This window comes from Microbacterium sp. 67-17, from assembly GCF_001898325.1.
Classification (GTDB): Bacteria; Actinomycetota; Actinomycetes; order Actinomycetales; family Microbacteriaceae; genus Microbacterium; species Microbacterium schleiferi.
The window spans coordinates 1-13,900 of sequence record NZ_MKTR01000017.1 but is presented as its reverse complement, the minus strand read 5'-3'; the positions used below and the strand labels follow the sequence as shown (position 1 = coordinate 13,900).

Sequence of the window (13,900 nt, the reverse complement as noted above, 5' to 3'; positions counted from 1 at the left end):
TCAGGCAGTGGCAGGCGCGTCAGCCGTCTCGGTGATCCGCTGCGACCGGATGGGATGCCCCGTCGTCGTCAGACACTTGCCGCTGCCAAGGTCCCACTTCCAGTCGTGCAGCGAGCAGGTCAGCACGCCGTCCTCGATCTTGCCGGTCTTAGTAAGGTCGGCCCGCAGGTGCGGGCAGCGTCGCTGGAGGACCCAGTCCTCGAGCTGCACATCTTCTGTCTGGTCCGACTGCTCGGCATACCAGTTCTCCACGTACTCGATTCGATCGCGCGAGAGACACTTCAGGAACGTGGTGAGGAACTCGTTGAATTTGCCGCTGCGTCCCACCGAGAATTGCATCGACAGGAAGATCGAGTTCGACCAGTCGATCTCATGGTCGGCGATGTTGGTCGAGACGAGGTCAGCGGGGATCGTGTACCAGTAGATGCACTCCTCCCCCGCGTACTCGCGCACCTTTGCCTTCGGGAAGTCGACGACCATATCGAGTTCGCCGATGCGGAACCGCACGTTGCCGCCCACGCCGTCTCGGATGGTGCGTGCGCGCCGCAGCAGCGGCTCCCACCACTCCTTGATCGCCGCGAGCATCTCCGCAGGCGGGAGTACTGCCGCACGCCGCGACTCCTCGGCGCGGACCTCGTCTTGCCGACTGTCGCGCTGCTCGGCGAGGTAGGTCCATTTGTCGTGGAAGATGCGCTCGATCTCGGCATCCGTATAGAGGGTCTGCGTGATCGTGACATCGGAGCCGATGATGTCGACCTGTGTGCCAGGAACGAACAGGTGGCCGACCTTGTCGGGCCGCTGCGCGCGCAGGTGCTCCAGGAACTCAGCCTGATCGGTGAAGATCGAGTCGTTCTCCAGGCCCGTGCCGTTGTAGCGAAACAGTTCCTCACGCAGGAACATCGGGGGCCCCGCCATGGGGAACACGTGCGCCGCGTCCACCTTGTCGATGTAGTACATGGCGCGCTTGTTCTGCGCCTCGCGCTTGAGCTGCGCGAAGTGCTGCTTGGAATCCTGCGGGAGGTCGTAGACCATGGGCCACCAGATCGCACCGGAGACCTGCGTGAAATAGGCGTCAGGCTTGCCGAACGAGAGGAGCTTCTCGAGGTCCAGCGGATGCGAGTCGTTCTGGTTGAGGATGCTGGCAGTGCCGTCATCCACCGACAGCGATGAATCCCCGATCGGGCCATCGGAGGGGGCGCGCAGCGGGGTGATCATGAGCGTCATGTCGCCGAACGTCAGCGGGACACCGGCCTCCGTGCGGATGATGTTCGTGTAACCGAGGTCGATCAGGTCGCGCTCGAGGTCGTCGGTCGGATACTCCGGCAAGAGCACCGGGATGTCGCGGCGGACATAGCGGTGGAGCATCCGTGGATCGAAATGATCCCGATGCCGGTGTGAGATGTAGAGGAAGTCGGCTGCGCCGAACCGCTCCCACTCCAAGCCCCGGTTGTCAGGGAAGGGAAACCACGATCCGAAAAATGACGGCCCGATGACCGGGTCGCACAGGATCGAGCCCCCGGCGGTCTCGATGAACATGCCGGCATGTCCGAGTCCGGTGATGCGCATGGTCGCTCCTCTCCCGAGACGAGTGTAGGCGGCTGCTGCGCAGCAGCCGCCGGTTCACGCCGTGCAAATGCGGCGAGGTCAGTTGACCTTCTCGGCGGGAGTTTCGCCCCCGCGCGCTACCCGGCCGAGCACGCCGTGCACGAAGGCTCCGGAGTCGTCGGTCGAGAATTCCTTCGCAAGCTCGACTGCTTCATCGATCGCTACAGCGGCAGGGACGCCGTCGTTGTACACGATCTCCCAGGTGCCGATCCGCAGCAGCGCGCGGTCCACGGCGGGCATCCGGGCAAGAGTCCAGCCCTTCGCCGCAGCGGTGATGGCCTCGTCGATGGCCGGCGCGTTGTCGATCACGCCATCGACGATCTCGCGGGCGTACAGCCACGAAGCTTCGCGCGCCGGCTCAGATGCGGCGCGACGGGCCTCGGCGGCGAGCGTCAGCGCGACATCCTCACCGCGGACATCTGCCTGAAAGAGGATGTCGAGGGCGCGCTTGCGCGCCTTGGTGCGTGCGCTCACGCGTCAGTTGACCCGGCCGAGGTAGTCACCCGTGCGGGTGTCGACCTTGACCTTGGTGCCGGTCTCGAGGAACAGCGGCACCTGGATCTCGTAGCCGGTCTCGACGGTTGCGGGCTTGGTACCGGCCGACGAGCGGTCGCCCTGCAGGCCCGGCTCGGTGTAGGTGATCTCGAGCACGACGGATGCCGGCAGCTCGATGTAGAGCGGGTTGCCGTTGTTGAGCGCGATCTGCACCTGCTGGTTCTCCAGGAGGAAGTTCGCGGCGTCTCCGACCGTCGCGGCGCCGACCGTGATCTGGTCGTAGTCGGCAACGTCCATGAACACGAAGCCGTCACCGTCGTTGTAGAGGTAGGTGAAGTCGCGGCGGTCGACGTTCTCGGTCTCGACCTTGGCGCCGGCGTTGAACGTCTTGTCGACGACCTTGCCGGTCATCACGTTCTTGAGCTTGGTGCGCACGAACGCGCCGCCCTTACCGGGCTTGACGTGCTGGAACTCCACGACGCTCCAGAGCTGTCCGTCGATGTTGAGGACGACGCCGTTCTTGATGTCTGCGGTGGATGCCATGAGTGTTCAGTTCCGTTCTGGGGGTTCCGAGGGGCAGCTGAACTCGTCGAGGCAGGCCCGACGCATCATTCTACGGGATCATGGGCGGCAAGCACGGGCGGGCCACCGCCGCCCACGCGGGAGGAAGTCGTGTGCGGCCGGGCGACGTGCCCGGCCGCACAGTTGCCGCGATGGCTTCACGCGTACTTGTAGAAGCCCTCGCCCGTGGCAACGCCGAGCTTGCCCTGATCGATGTAGGTCTCCTTCAGCCAGGTAGCGAGCTTCTCGTCGCCCGTCGAGCTGTGCGTCAAGATGTTGTACGGCGTGGTAAGTCCGATCACATCGAGAATCTGCAGCGGGCCCAAGGGGGCGCCGGTCGCGATCCGCCAGGTCTTGTCGATGTCCTCGACCGACGCGTACCCGCCGGCGGCGAGGCCCATACCGGCGTTCAGCAGGGGGACGAGAAGACTGTTTAGAACGTAGCCGGCCTTTTCCTTGTGGATCGCGATCGGCACCATGCCGATCTCCGTCGCGAACTCCTGCACGGTGGCAAAAACCGCGGGATCGGTATGCGTGGTGCCCATCACCTCGGCTGTATTGAACTTCCACACTCGGTTCGCGAAGTGCAGCGCGAGGAAGCGATCCGGCCGCCCGGTGAACTCGACCATGTCAGAAGGCAGCAACGTCGACGAGTTCGTTGCGAAGATCGTCTTCTCCGGGGCGAGCTTGCCGAGCTTGTTGTACACGTCACGCTTGAGGTCAAGCACCTCGGGAACGGCCTCGATCACGAGGTCGGCCTGGGCGGCCACGCTCAGGTCGGTTGTGAGTGTCAGGCGCATCAGCGCGAGGTCGGCTTTGCCGTCTTCGGCAGCGCCGGGGACCTCAGCCCGGTAGGTCGCGGCGAGGCGGGCGAAGCGTTCCCGCGCCGCGGCCAGCGCGTCGTCGCTGATGTCATACGCCGTAACGGCGAATCCGCTGTACGCGGTCTGGAACGCGATCTGCGAACCGAGAACGCCTGTGCCGAGGACGGCGACAGTGGTGATGTCGGTCATGATTCCTTCTCTCCAGCGGGGATCGCCCGCTTGGCCGTGCGCGACATGTCGGCCGCGCGGATGGTGCGCCGGTCCCAACCGGCGACGATCTGTTCGATCTGTACCTGCAGCTGTGCGGCAGAAAGGTCGCCGCCGGTGCTCGCGCGCACCAGAACGACGTGCGCGCAGGCGAACACTGCGCGTGCCGCGCTGTGCGCGTCATCGCCAGGGTGCTCCCCCGCGAGCAGTCGCGCGATTCCCTCCTCCAGGTGCGCGACGATGGCGAGCCCCTCCGCACGATGCGGGTCTGCGGCCTCGCCGAAGATGAGCTCGCGCTGATACGCCGCGGTATCGGCGGGGCGAGCGGCGGCGGCGGCGAGCGTCGGTGCCAGCGCCGTCCAGATTGCAGCCGTCGGGGGTGAGACACCGGCGGCCTCGGCGAGGCCGCGTTCGACGCAGGCTCTGAAGTCGGCGTTGAACACCATCAGGAGCAGTTCTGCCTTGGTCGCGGCGTAGCGGAACACCGTGCCGGCGGCGACATCAGCGTGTTCTGCGACTTGCTGTGTGGTCACGGCGGCGTAACCGTGCTGGGCGAACAGCGTGCGCGCAGCGGTGAAGATGCGCGCACGCTTCTGCAGCTTGCTGCGCTCTCGGCGGCTCTGTTCCGCAGTCATATCTGAGTACCCTCATAAATGAGTCTACTCAGTTTTCAGGTCCGTCAGCCGTCTGCGACGCGAGCGATGATGTCGATCAGCAGGCCGGTCGCCCGCACGTAGCCGGCGACCCCCTCGCCGATCACGTGGACTGCGGCCACGTCGGCGACGTACGAGTGATGACGAAATTCCTCGCGCTCGTACACGTTCGAGATGTGAACCTCGGCCACAGGCAGCGCGACAGCCGCCAGTGCATCCCGCAACACGACTGACGTGTGCGTGAGGCCCCCCGGGTTGATCACGATGCCGGCGCACGTCGTGCGCGCCTGGTGGATAGCATCCAGGAGCACGCCCTCGTGGTTGCTCTGCACCGCCGTCACGGCGAAGCCACGCTGTGCTGCGGCAGCCGTTGTCATCCGCTCGACGTCCGCGAGCGTCTCACGACCGTAGACCTCGGGCTCGCGAATGCCGAGCAGGTTGAGGTTCGGTCCGTTCACGAGCAGCAGGCGGCGGGCGGTCACGTGTGCACGTTATCAGTGCGCCTGGCTCACCCCGCCACTTCTTGGTATGCAGCGAACAGGAGCGACTCGTCGGGGGCCTGCAGAACCGTAGGGCGGGCGATGTCGTCAAGGACGATGAAGCGCAGCATGCTTCCCCGCGTCTTCTTGTCTCGTTGCATCGTCGACAGCAGCTGCTGCCATGCCCCGGCTCGGTAGGTGGTCGGCAGGCCCAGGGTGGTCAGGATGTCGCGGTGCCGCTGGGCGGCGTCATCCGAAAGCCGCCCGGCGAGCCGCGAGAGTTCGGCGGCGAACACCATGCCGATGGAGATTGCCGCGCCGTGGCGCCACTGATACCGCTCGGTGTGCTCGATAGCGTGCCCGAGGGTGTGGCCGTAGTTGAGGACTTCGCGAAGCCCTGCCTCACGCAGGTCTTCGGAGACGACGCGGGCCTTCATCCCGATCGCCAACTCGATGCACCGCCGGAACGCGTCGGATGCCGGGTTTGTCGCAGCGTCGGGATCCCTCTCGATGAGCTCCAGGATTTCCGGATGCCAGATGAAGCCCGCCTTCACGACCTCGGCGAACCCAGCAACAGTCTCATTGCGTGACAGGGTCTCGAGGAGATCGAGGTCGCAAACGACGGCAGCCGGCGGCCAGAATGCGCCCACGAGGTTCTTTCCCTCGGCGGTGTTGATGCCCGTCTTTCCGCCGACTGCAGCATCGACCATGCCGAGGACGGTCGTTGGAACCTGCACGACCGAGACGCCGCGCAGCCAGGTCGCGGCGACAAACCCGGCCAGGTCCGTCACCGCTCCCCCGCCGAAGCCGACGACGGCGTCACTGCGAGTGAAGTTCGCCTGGCCCATGACCTGCCAACAGAATGCCGCGACTTCGACGCGCTTGCCGGCTTCGGCATCGGGCACTTCGGCAAGAAGCACCTGCCGCTCGCCCTGTAGGCGTCCGCGCAGCTCTTCAGCCTGTGCTGACAGGGTCGGCGGGTGCACGATGAGCACACGCTGTGCAGCTGTCGGGAGTGCCGCACCGACCGAGTCCAGGATGCCGCGACCGATCGTGATGTCGTAGGGGCTGTCGCCGGTAACGGCGATTGTCGTCGGAGCGGTCATGACTCTTCTTTCCCGGTGGCGCGTGGATAGGAGGACTCGGTGCGGTGGCGCGCCCACGACACGATCTCGTCCACGACGTGCTGGAGGGGACCGGTCGACGTGTCGATCGTGATGTCGGCGACACTTTCATAGAGGGGACGACGCTCCTGCCAGATGCGTCGCCACCGCTCAAGCGGGTCCTCGCCGGACAGGAGCGGGCGAGCCGTTCCCTGAATCCGCACTGCCACGACGCGGGGGTCGACCGTGAGCATGACGACATCGCATGTCGCGAGGTCCGCACGAGTGTCGGCATCCAGCACGGCTCCGCCGCCGAGCGACACGACGGCACCGCCGCGCCCGAGAGCGTCCTGGATCGCCGCACGTTCCCAGGAGCGGAAGGTTGACTCGCCCTGGATCTCGAAGATCTGCTCGATCGGCCCGTGCTCGCGCTGGACCACGGCATCCGTGTCGATGAACCTCACGCCCAGTGCCTTGGCAACGCGACGCCCGATGCTCGTCTTTCCTGCCCCCATGGGGCCGACCAGAACGAGCGGACTAGCGGGGGCCATCGCTGGTGAGAACTGCCGCGTCCAGCAGCGATTCGTCGCTTTCTGCGCTCGTGCGCAGGGCCGCGGGAATCGCTGCGAGGTAGGACTGCAGGTTGCGACGCGTCTCGGCGACGCTGTCGCCGCCGAACTTCTCAAGTACGACCTCAGCGAGCACGAGCGCTGTCATGGCTTCGGCGACCACGCCGGCTGCCGGGACAGCGCACACATCTGATCGCTGGTGGTGCGCGCTGGCGGTCTCGCCGGATGCCACGTCCACCGTGCGCAGTGCGTGCGGGACGGTGGCGATCGGCTTCATTCCGGCACGAACCCGCAGGACGGTTCCGGTTGACATGCCACCCTCGGTACCCCCGGCGCGATCCGTGGCTCGGGCGATGCCGCCATCGGTCGAGAACAGTTCATCGTGAGCCTCCGAGCCCCGGCGCCGCGCCGTCAGGAAGCCGTCGCCGACCTCGACGCCCTTGATCGCCTGAATGCTCATGAGCGCCTGCGCGAGCTTGCCGTCGAGCCGACGATCCCAGTGAACGTGGCTGCCGAGCCCCGGCGGGAGTCCGAACGCAAGGACCTCGACGACACCGCCGAGGGTATCGCCGGCTTTACGAGCGTCGTCGACTTCGGCGACCATCCGCGCCGAGGTCTCGGGATCGAAGCAGCGCATCAGGTCGGCATCCAGCGCTTCGACATCGTCGGGCGTAGGCAGCGGAGCGTCCCGGGGCGCTTCGACCGGACCGATACCTACCGTGTGAGAGACAAGACGGATGCCGAGCTCGGCGAGGAACGCCCGAGCAATGGCCCCGAGCGCGACACGGGCGGCCGTTTCGCGCGCGCTTGCCCGCTCGAGGATCGGCCGGGCCTCGTCGAACCCGTACTTCTGCATCCCGACGAGGTCGGCGTGCCCGGGGCGGGGACGGGTGAGCGCTGCTCCGCGACCGCGCGACTTCTCGGTCAGTTCGATGGGTTCAGCGCTCATGACCTCGACCCACTTGGGCCACTCGGTGTTCGCGATGCGCAGCGCGATTGGGCTGCCCAGGCTCATCCCGTGGACGACGCCGCTGGAGATCGTGAGTTCGTCTTCTTCGAACTTCATGCGCGATCCGCGCCCGTACCCGAGCTTGCGGCGGGCAAGATCAGCCTGGATTTCGGAGCGGGAAATGGGAACGCCAGAGGGAAGACCCTCCATGACGGCGACCAGTTCGGGGCCGTGCGATTCGCCGGCCGTGAGCACGCGGAGCATTGGTCTAGTCTCCCATGAGGCTTGCTCGCATCGCGCCGACAACAGTCGACTCGTCGCGAAGTGGCACTGCCGGATCGCCGCCGACGAAGATCCGCACTTGCAGCACCGCCTGGTGCAGCAGCATCCCTTCTCCCGTATGAATCGGATGACCGGCGCGGAGCCAGGCGGCCTGCAGGGACGTCATCCCTTGCCCGTAGACAACGTCGAACAACGCCCCACCGCCCGATGCGAGCCGATCGGCGCCTGCGTCAGCCACCACAGCACCGCCGGGGAGCGCCGCGATCGTCAGGTCGACAGGTGCAAGCTCAGGCTGCGCGAGAGGGACGCCGCGAACGGTGAGTCCACGCCTGTCGCCGATCTCGCGGAGCCCGGCGACAGCTTCAGGCCGCCGGGCTGCGACCTCGATCTCGTCCGCACCAAGCTCCGTGACAGCCACGAGCGCAGATGTCGCCGTGGCGCCTGCCCCGACGATCCTGACGCGACGCAACTCGGTGATTCCGCACTCGGCGAGAGACCCGACGATGCCGCCGACGTCCGTGTTGAATCCGGAAGGCCCGGCACCGGTCAGCAGAACGGTGTTTACGGCTCCGGTAAGTTCCGCACGCGCATCGCGGGTAACGGATGCCGCAAAAGCCGCTTCTTTGAGTGGATACGTGACCGACAGGCCTCGGAAGGCGTCGTCGAGCGAGTGCAACTCCGAAGGGAAGCTCTCCGCCGAGACGCGGCGGCGTCCGTAGGACCAATCCAGGCCGAGCGCGCGGTACGCGGCAGCGTGGAGCTGGGGTGACCGACTGTGCTCGATCGGGTCACCCCAGACCTCCAGACGCGTACGTCGCTGCGTCACCTCAACAGCCTGCGTCGGGGTTGTCCGTACACCACTGGCGCCACTGCTCCACGGCGGCCAGGTGGTCGTCGTAGTTGGTCGTGAAGACCGTCTCGCCGGTGTTGAGGTTCACCGTGACGAAGTACAGCCACGGGCCGTCCTCAGGATGCATCGCCGCGTCGATCGCGAGGTCGCCCGGGTTGGCGATGGGGCCGACTGGCAGTCCATCGATGACGTACGTGTTCCACGGATTGTTGTCGGTGAGAGCCTCGCCCGATGAACTTACTGTGCCGTCATGCAACTCGCCGTAGCCGTACTGAGCCGTCGAGTCCATTTGCAGCTTCATGCCCTGATCGAGGCGGTTCTGGATGACGCGCGAGACCTTGTAGAAATCGGCCTCAAAACGGGCTTCGCGCTGAATGATCGATGCGACGGTGAGGATGCGCTCCCGATCGTCGACGGGTACGCCCGCAGTATCCAAGGACTGGACCGCGCGATCGACGAGCGTCTGAATGACCTGCTGTGCGGTCACGCCAGGGTCGAAGGTGTAGGTCGCGGGGAACAGCCAGCCCTCCAGCGGCTGCCCACCGGCAGCGACGATAGCTTGATTGACGGGCACGCCGTACAGACCCGGGTCGGCCACTGCGGCCTGGAAGTCCTCGAGCGGGATTCCGAGGCTGTCGGAGAGGATCTGGATCGACTGATAGACCGTGAGTCCCTCGCGCAACTGCGCGGTGTTTTCCATCTTGTTGGCGGGATCGAGAATCGCCTCCAGCGCCGCTGCCGACGTCATCTGCTGCTGGAGCCGGAAGACGCCGGGGACGAACGGCGGATTGAGGTCTTCGGCGACGAGGTAGTCGTAGAACGCGTCAGGCGTCTTCGTCACACCTGCGTCGTAGAGCTTGGGTGAGATCGATGCGCCGGTATCCCCCGACACGATCGTGAGGAAGGCTTCGCCGGTGGCGATCCCCTCCTCGTATTCCTGCGGCTCTTCCCAGCCCAGCACCTCGCGGATCTTGTCCTCGTACGTCGACCACACCCACCAGCCGCCTGCCGCAGCTCCGCCGAAGAGCACGAGAACGACGATGAGGGCGATCCATCCGCCGCGTCGGCGACGGCGGCGTTCTGCCGGTGGAGGGGTCATGCCGATGTCATCCGTGGTGCGCTCTCCTGCGAAGAGGTCATCGAGGGTGCCGGTCGGTGCCGGCGCGGGACGCTCCGCGCGAGGGGCCGAGGTCGAGGTCGAGGTGAGGCTTTGGGTGGAGGCCGGCGGCGCTGCGACCGCGGCCCAGAACAGCTCCGGCGGCACATCGTCGTCTGCCGCGGCGGAGCCAGCCGTGCTCGTCGGCTGTGCGGGGAGCTGAGGATCTGACGGCGTGCCGCCGGTCGTGCCGGCGGCACGGGCCTCACGCGCTGCACGCCGTGACGGCGGAGCCGGCGTGGACGATCCCTCGGAAGTTGGAACCGGTGCTGGCGGTTCGTCCGTAGTGGGGACGCTGTCAGTGGGATCGCCGGTAGTGGGGGCAGACGGCTCTGACGAGGCCGAGGCTGCACCTCCGGTCCCGCGCGACCGACCGTCCGGGAGTTTCCCGAAGAGATCGGCGAACGGATCGTCGAACGGTGACGAATCGTCGGGCATGTCAGGCAGGCTCCTCGGCGGGGGGTAGTAGCGCACCCGGTGGGCGGCCGGTGCTCTTCTCGATGTCCAACGCCTGCTGCAGCAGCACGACGGCGGCGACCTGATCCACCATGGTACGAGAAGTTCGGGTGGTTTTGCCCGATGCGCGCAGGGCGCTGTGCGCCGAGACCGTGCTCAGGCGCTCATCGAGCATCCGGATCGGAACGGTGATCCGGGCACCCAGCTCGACGGCGAACGCCTCTGCGTCTTCGGTCGAGGCGGTGCGTTCTCCCCGCAGATTGATCGGCAGGCCGACGATGACTTCGATCGGATCCATATCGGATACGAGCTCAGCCAAGCGCCCGATCGTGCCGTCGCCGCGCGCGACAGTCTCGGTCGGCGTCGCAAGCATGCCGTCAGGATCGCACTGGGCGACGCCCACACGAACCTTCCCGACGTCGACGGCGAGACGGATGCCGCGGCGAAATCCGCTCACGGCCGGGGCAGCCCCGCCACGACGTCATCGAGGGCGCGAGCCAGCGCGCTGACATCGGCGCCACCGCCCTGGGCGAGGTCGTCGCGTCCGCCACCGCCACCGCCGAGTGTCGTCGCGGCAGCCTTTGCCAGGGGGCCGGCCTTCACGCCGAGCAAGCGTGCCGCGTCGGTCGTGGCAACGATGACGACCGGTCGGTCATCGACCTCGCCTCCGAGAGCGACGACCGCAGCGTCGGAACCGAGTCGCTCGCGGACCTTCAGCGCGACGGCTCTGAGGTCGTCAGCCGAGCCTGTGCGGCCGAGGTTGGCGGTGATGACCGACAGTGCGCCCACACGACGAGCGCCGGCAACGAGGTCCGGAACCTGCTCGCTCAGAGCTTTCGCCTGCAGCGACGCGATCTTCTTCTCGGCTGCCTTGAGGTTCGCGGCGAGCTCGGCGATGCGCGCCGGCAGCTGATCTCGGGGGGTCTTCAGCGACGAGGTCAGTTGTGAGACGATCGCTCGTTCGGCGGCGAGCTCACGGAAGGCATCAGCGCCGACGAGCGCCTCGACACGACGATTGGCGGCGCCGACCGAGGATTCGCCCACGAGGTTGATGAGGCCAACTTCGGCGCTCGTCGCGACGTGGGTGCCACCACACAGCTCGCGCGACCACGGTCCGCCGATGTCGACCATCCGAACGGTGTCGCCGTACTTCTCCCCGAACAGGGCCATGGCGCCGAGCTCTTTGGCTTCGTCGAGCGCGAGGACACGCGTGGTGACCTGCAGATTGTCGCGCACGGCGTTGTTTGCGATCTCTTCGATCTCAGACTTCGTCTCAGGAGAAAGAGCCTGAGTCCACGCGAAGTCGAAGCGCAGGTAGCCGGCGCGGTTCAGCGATCCCGACTGCGTGGCCGATGACCCGAGCGTGTCGCGAAGGGCGGCATGAACGAGGTGGGTCGCGGAGTGCGCCTGTGCTGCCGCACGGCGGTTGGCGGCATCCACGATCGTGGTAGCCGCCAACCCGACAGCGACCTCGCCACTGGTCACCTCCACTGTGTGACTCACCAGGCCCGGTACCGGCTTTTGCACATCGATGACATCGAGCTGATAGCCGGGACCGACGATGATTCCCTTGTCGGCGACCTGACCACCCGACTCCGCGTACAGTGCCGTCTCGGCGAGGATCACCTCGGCCACCTGACCGGTGGCGGCACGATCGACAGAGACCCCATCCACGAGAACCCCGAGGATGCGGGACTCGGTTTCAAGATCGGTGTATCCCGTGAACGTCGTTTCGCCGAGGGCGCGGAACTCGCGGTAGACCGAATGATCTGCGATGGCGCGCTTGCGCGACTTCGCGTCGGCCTTGGCGCGCTCGCGCTGCTCGTGCATGAGCGAGTCGAAAGCGGCCCGGTCCACAGACAGACCGGCCTCTTCGGCGATCTCGAGCGTGAGGTCGATCGGAAAACCGTAGGTGTCATGCAGCAGGAACGCCTCGGAGCCGGCGATCTCGGCTTTGCCGGAGCTCTTGGTCTCAGCCACAGCAAGATCGAGGATCGTCGATCCTGCTGCGAGCGTACGAAGGAACGTCTCTTCCTCGGCGACCGCCGCGGACTCCAGCCGGTCGTAGTCGGTAGCGAGAGTCGGGTAGGCGGGAGCCATGGCATCCCGCGACGCGGCGAACAGCTCGCGGAACGTCGGCGCGTCGACACCGAGCAGGCGCATCGCACGAACCGTGCGGCGCATGAGGCGGCGGAGGATGTAGCCACGTCCCTCGTTCGAGGGGCGGACCCCGTCGGAGAGCAGCATGAGCGAGGAACGAACGTGATCGGCGACAACGCGGAATCGCACGTCATCCTCGTGGACGGCACCGTAGGTGCGGCCCGACAGTGCGACGGCGAGATCGAGCACAGGGCGCACCTGATCGGTCTCGTACATGTTGTCGACGCCCTGCTTGATGAACGCGACCCGCTCCAGGCCCATGCCGGTGTCGATGTTCTTCTGCGGGAGCTCGCCCACCACATCGAAATCGACTTTGGACCGAACGTTCGTGATCGCGTACTGCATGAACACGAGGTTCCAGATCTCGGTGAACCGGCTGTCATCGACTGCCGGTCCCCCGTCCGGGCCGTACGCCGGTCCCCGGTCGAAATAGATCTCGGAACAGGGCCCCGCGGGACCCGGTTGACCGGTCGACCAGTAGTTGTCTTCCTTGCCGAAGCGCTGGATACGCTCATCGGGAAGCCCGGCGATCTTCTTCCAGAGCCCGGCTGCCTCGTCATCGTCCTCGTACACGGTGACCCAGAGGTCGCGCTCGGCGAAGCCGAGGCCGCCGGCCGACTCGGGCGAGGTCAGCAGTTCCCAGGCGTATTCGATGGCGCCAGCTTTGAAGTAGTCGCCGAACGACCAGTTCCCCAGCATCTGGAAGAACGTTCCGTGGCGTGCGGTCTTGCCGACCTCTTCGATGTCGTTGGTGCGGATGCACTTCTGCACGTCAGCAGCGCGAGGGTAGGGCGCGGGAACGACCCCGGTGAGGTAGGGAATGAAGGGCACCATTCCCGCGACGGTAAAGAGCAGTGATGGGTCGTCGGTGACCAGCGATGCGCTCGGAACGATGACGTGATCGTTCTTCTCGAAGTAGTCGAGGTAGCGCTGGGCGATCTCAGCGGTCTTCATCGGGTTTCCTTTGCACGGGTGAACGGCATCGCCCGGCCCGGGCGACGCACGCACGCATTGAGATCAGTCGGTGAGCTTCTTGGCGGCGTCTTTCGCTGCGTCGGCGGCATCGCCGGCAGCGTCCGTCACGGCCTCGGTCACGGCGTCGGCGGTCGCGGATGCCGAATCCACGGCATCTTCGACGATCCCGACAATCCGGGCTTCCTGCTCACGATACGCATCCGCGATCCGGTCGGTGAACTGCGAGATACGCGCATCCACCTCGGCGAGCAGTTCGTGTCCGCGCGGATCCTTGTTGACGTAATGGGCGGCGACGAAACCCCCGGCAAGCCCCAGTGCGAACCACAGCAGGTTTTTCATGCGCTCACTCCCTTTCCGCGACGGCGGCTCATTCCATCGTAGGCGAGAACAGCGAAGGGCGCCGGGTCTCCCCGACGCCCTTGCCAGCGCGCGGCTTAGCGCGCCGCGCAACGGTGCTTAGCTGTACTGCCCAGGCAGGTTGTTTGAGATCCGGCTGATGGGCGGGAGCTTCCCGATCGCAGTGTGGGGCCTGTGGTGATTGTAGAAGTGCAGCCAGGCGGGCAGGGCTGCGCGGCG

Annotated in this window: 15 protein-coding genes; all 15 read right to left on the bottom strand. The window is 66.3% G+C overall.

The window, feature by feature from the left end; translation table 11 throughout:
* A complete protein-coding gene (locus BGO47_RS08030) occupies positions 1-1,566 on the bottom strand; it encodes a Rieske 2Fe-2S domain-containing protein (protein WP_292710358.1) in 1,566 nt (521 codons plus the stop codon).
* Positions 1,567-1,644: 78 nt separating this feature from the next.
* The gene (gene nusB / locus BGO47_RS08025) at positions 1,645-2,079 is read right to left on the bottom strand and encodes a transcription antitermination factor NusB (RefSeq protein WP_292710355.1); all 435 of its coding nucleotides are present in this window, start codon (positions 2,077-2,079) and stop codon (positions 1,645-1,647) included.
* 3 nt (positions 2,080-2,082) lie between these two features.
* Positions 2,083-2,643: an elongation factor P gene (gene efp, locus BGO47_RS08020; RefSeq protein ID WP_292710352.1), complete on the bottom strand. Its 561-nt coding sequence runs from the start codon at positions 2,641-2,643 to the stop codon at positions 2,083-2,085.
* Positions 2,644-2,819: 176 nt separating this feature from the next.
* Positions 2,820-3,674: a 3-hydroxyacyl-CoA dehydrogenase gene (locus BGO47_RS08015; protein ID WP_292710349.1), complete on the bottom strand. Its 855-nt coding sequence runs from the start codon at positions 3,672-3,674 to the stop codon at positions 2,820-2,822.
* A complete protein-coding gene (locus tag BGO47_RS08010) occupies positions 3,671-4,327 on the bottom strand; it encodes a TetR/AcrR family transcriptional regulator (RefSeq protein ID WP_292710346.1) in 657 nt (218 codons plus the stop codon). The genes BGO47_RS08015 and BGO47_RS08010 overlap by 4 nt, the downstream gene beginning before the upstream one ends.
* Positions 4,328-4,371: 44 nt before the next feature.
* A complete protein-coding gene (gene aroQ / locus BGO47_RS08005) occupies positions 4,372-4,827 on the bottom strand; it encodes a type II 3-dehydroquinate dehydratase (RefSeq protein WP_292710343.1) in 456 nt (151 codons plus the stop codon).
* A gap of 26 nt (positions 4,828-4,853) precedes the next feature.
* Positions 4,854-5,930, bottom strand: a complete 1,077-nt coding sequence (gene aroB / locus BGO47_RS08000) for a 3-dehydroquinate synthase (RefSeq protein ID WP_292710340.1) — start codon at positions 5,928-5,930, stop codon at positions 4,854-4,856.
* Positions 5,927-6,442, bottom strand: a complete 516-nt coding sequence (locus BGO47_RS07995; protein ID WP_292710336.1) for a shikimate kinase — start codon at positions 6,440-6,442, stop codon at positions 5,927-5,929. Before BGO47_RS07995 ends, aroB begins: the two co-directional genes overlap by 4 nt.
* 22 nt (positions 6,443-6,464) lie before the next feature.
* Positions 6,465-7,709 carry a chorismate synthase gene (aroC, locus tag BGO47_RS07990; protein ID WP_292710333.1) on the bottom strand — a complete coding sequence of 415 codons (1,245 nt, stop codon included), beginning with the start codon at positions 7,707-7,709 and terminating at the stop codon, positions 6,465-6,467.
* A gap of 4 nt (positions 7,710-7,713) precedes the next feature.
* Positions 7,714-8,553 (bottom strand): shikimate dehydrogenase, encoded by an 840-nt coding sequence (locus BGO47_RS07985; RefSeq protein WP_292710330.1) that lies wholly within the window; start codon positions 8,551-8,553, stop codon positions 7,714-7,716.
* 1 nt (position 8,554) lies between these two features.
* Positions 8,555-10,171 (bottom strand): endolytic transglycosylase MltG, encoded by a 1,617-nt coding sequence (gene mltG / locus BGO47_RS07980; RefSeq protein WP_292710327.1) that lies wholly within the window; start codon positions 10,169-10,171, stop codon positions 8,555-8,557.
* A 1-nt stretch (position 10,172) separates the two neighbouring features.
* Positions 10,173-10,646, bottom strand: coding sequence for a Holliday junction resolvase RuvX (gene ruvX / locus BGO47_RS07975; RefSeq protein ID WP_292710324.1), 474 nt, complete (start codon positions 10,644-10,646; stop codon positions 10,173-10,175).
* Positions 10,643-13,303, bottom strand: coding sequence for an alanine--tRNA ligase (alaS, locus tag BGO47_RS07970; RefSeq protein ID WP_292710321.1), 2,661 nt, complete (start codon positions 13,301-13,303; stop codon positions 10,643-10,645). The genes ruvX and alaS overlap by 4 nt, the downstream gene beginning before the upstream one ends.
* Positions 13,304-13,366: 63 nt before the next feature.
* Positions 13,367-13,663 carry an ATPase gene (locus tag BGO47_RS07965; protein ID WP_292710318.1) on the bottom strand — a complete coding sequence of 99 codons (297 nt, stop codon included), beginning with the start codon at positions 13,661-13,663 and terminating at the stop codon, positions 13,367-13,369.
* Positions 13,664-13,780: 117 nt separating this feature from the next.
* On the bottom strand, positions 13,781-13,900 hold a 120-nt coding region (locus BGO47_RS07960; protein ID WP_292710592.1), incomplete at its 5' end, for an integrase core domain-containing protein.

What these genes read in the sequence shown, in the direction of transcription:
- BGO47_RS08030 (WP_292710358.1), bottom strand. Translation starts at nt 1,566, where the DNA reads ATGCGCATCACCGGACTCGGACATGCCGGCATGTTCATCGAGACCGCC.
- efp (WP_292710352.1), bottom strand. Translation starts at nt 2,643, where the DNA reads ATGGCATCCACCGCAGACATCAAGAACGGCGTCGTCCTCAACATCGAC.
- BGO47_RS08015 (WP_292710349.1), bottom strand. Translation starts at nt 3,674, where the DNA reads ATGACCGACATCACCACTGTCGCCGTCCTCGGCACAGGCGTTCTCGGT.
- BGO47_RS08010 (WP_292710346.1), bottom strand. Translation starts at nt 4,327, where the DNA reads ATGACTGCGGAACAGAGCCGCCGAGAGCGCAGCAAGCTGCAGAAGCGT.
- aroB (WP_292710340.1), bottom strand. Translation starts at nt 5,930, where the DNA reads ATGACCGCTCCGACGACAATCGCCGTTACCGGCGACAGCCCCTACGAC.
- BGO47_RS07995 (WP_292710336.1), bottom strand. Translation starts at nt 6,442, where the DNA reads ATGGGGGCAGGAAAGACGAGCATCGGGCGTCGCGTTGCCAAGGCACTG.
- aroC (WP_292710333.1), bottom strand. Translation starts at nt 7,709, where the DNA reads ATGCTCCGCGTGCTCACGGCCGGCGAATCGCACGGCCCCGAACTGGTC.
- mltG (WP_292710327.1), bottom strand. Translation starts at nt 10,171, where the DNA reads ATGCCCGACGATTCGTCACCGTTCGACGATCCGTTCGCCGATCTCTTC.
- alaS (WP_292710321.1), bottom strand. Translation starts at nt 13,303, where the DNA reads ATGAAGACCGCTGAGATCGCCCAGCGCTACCTCGACTACTTCGAGAAG.
- BGO47_RS07965 (WP_292710318.1), bottom strand. Translation starts at nt 13,663, where the DNA reads ATGAAAAACCTGCTGTGGTTCGCACTGGGGCTTGCCGGGGGTTTCGTC.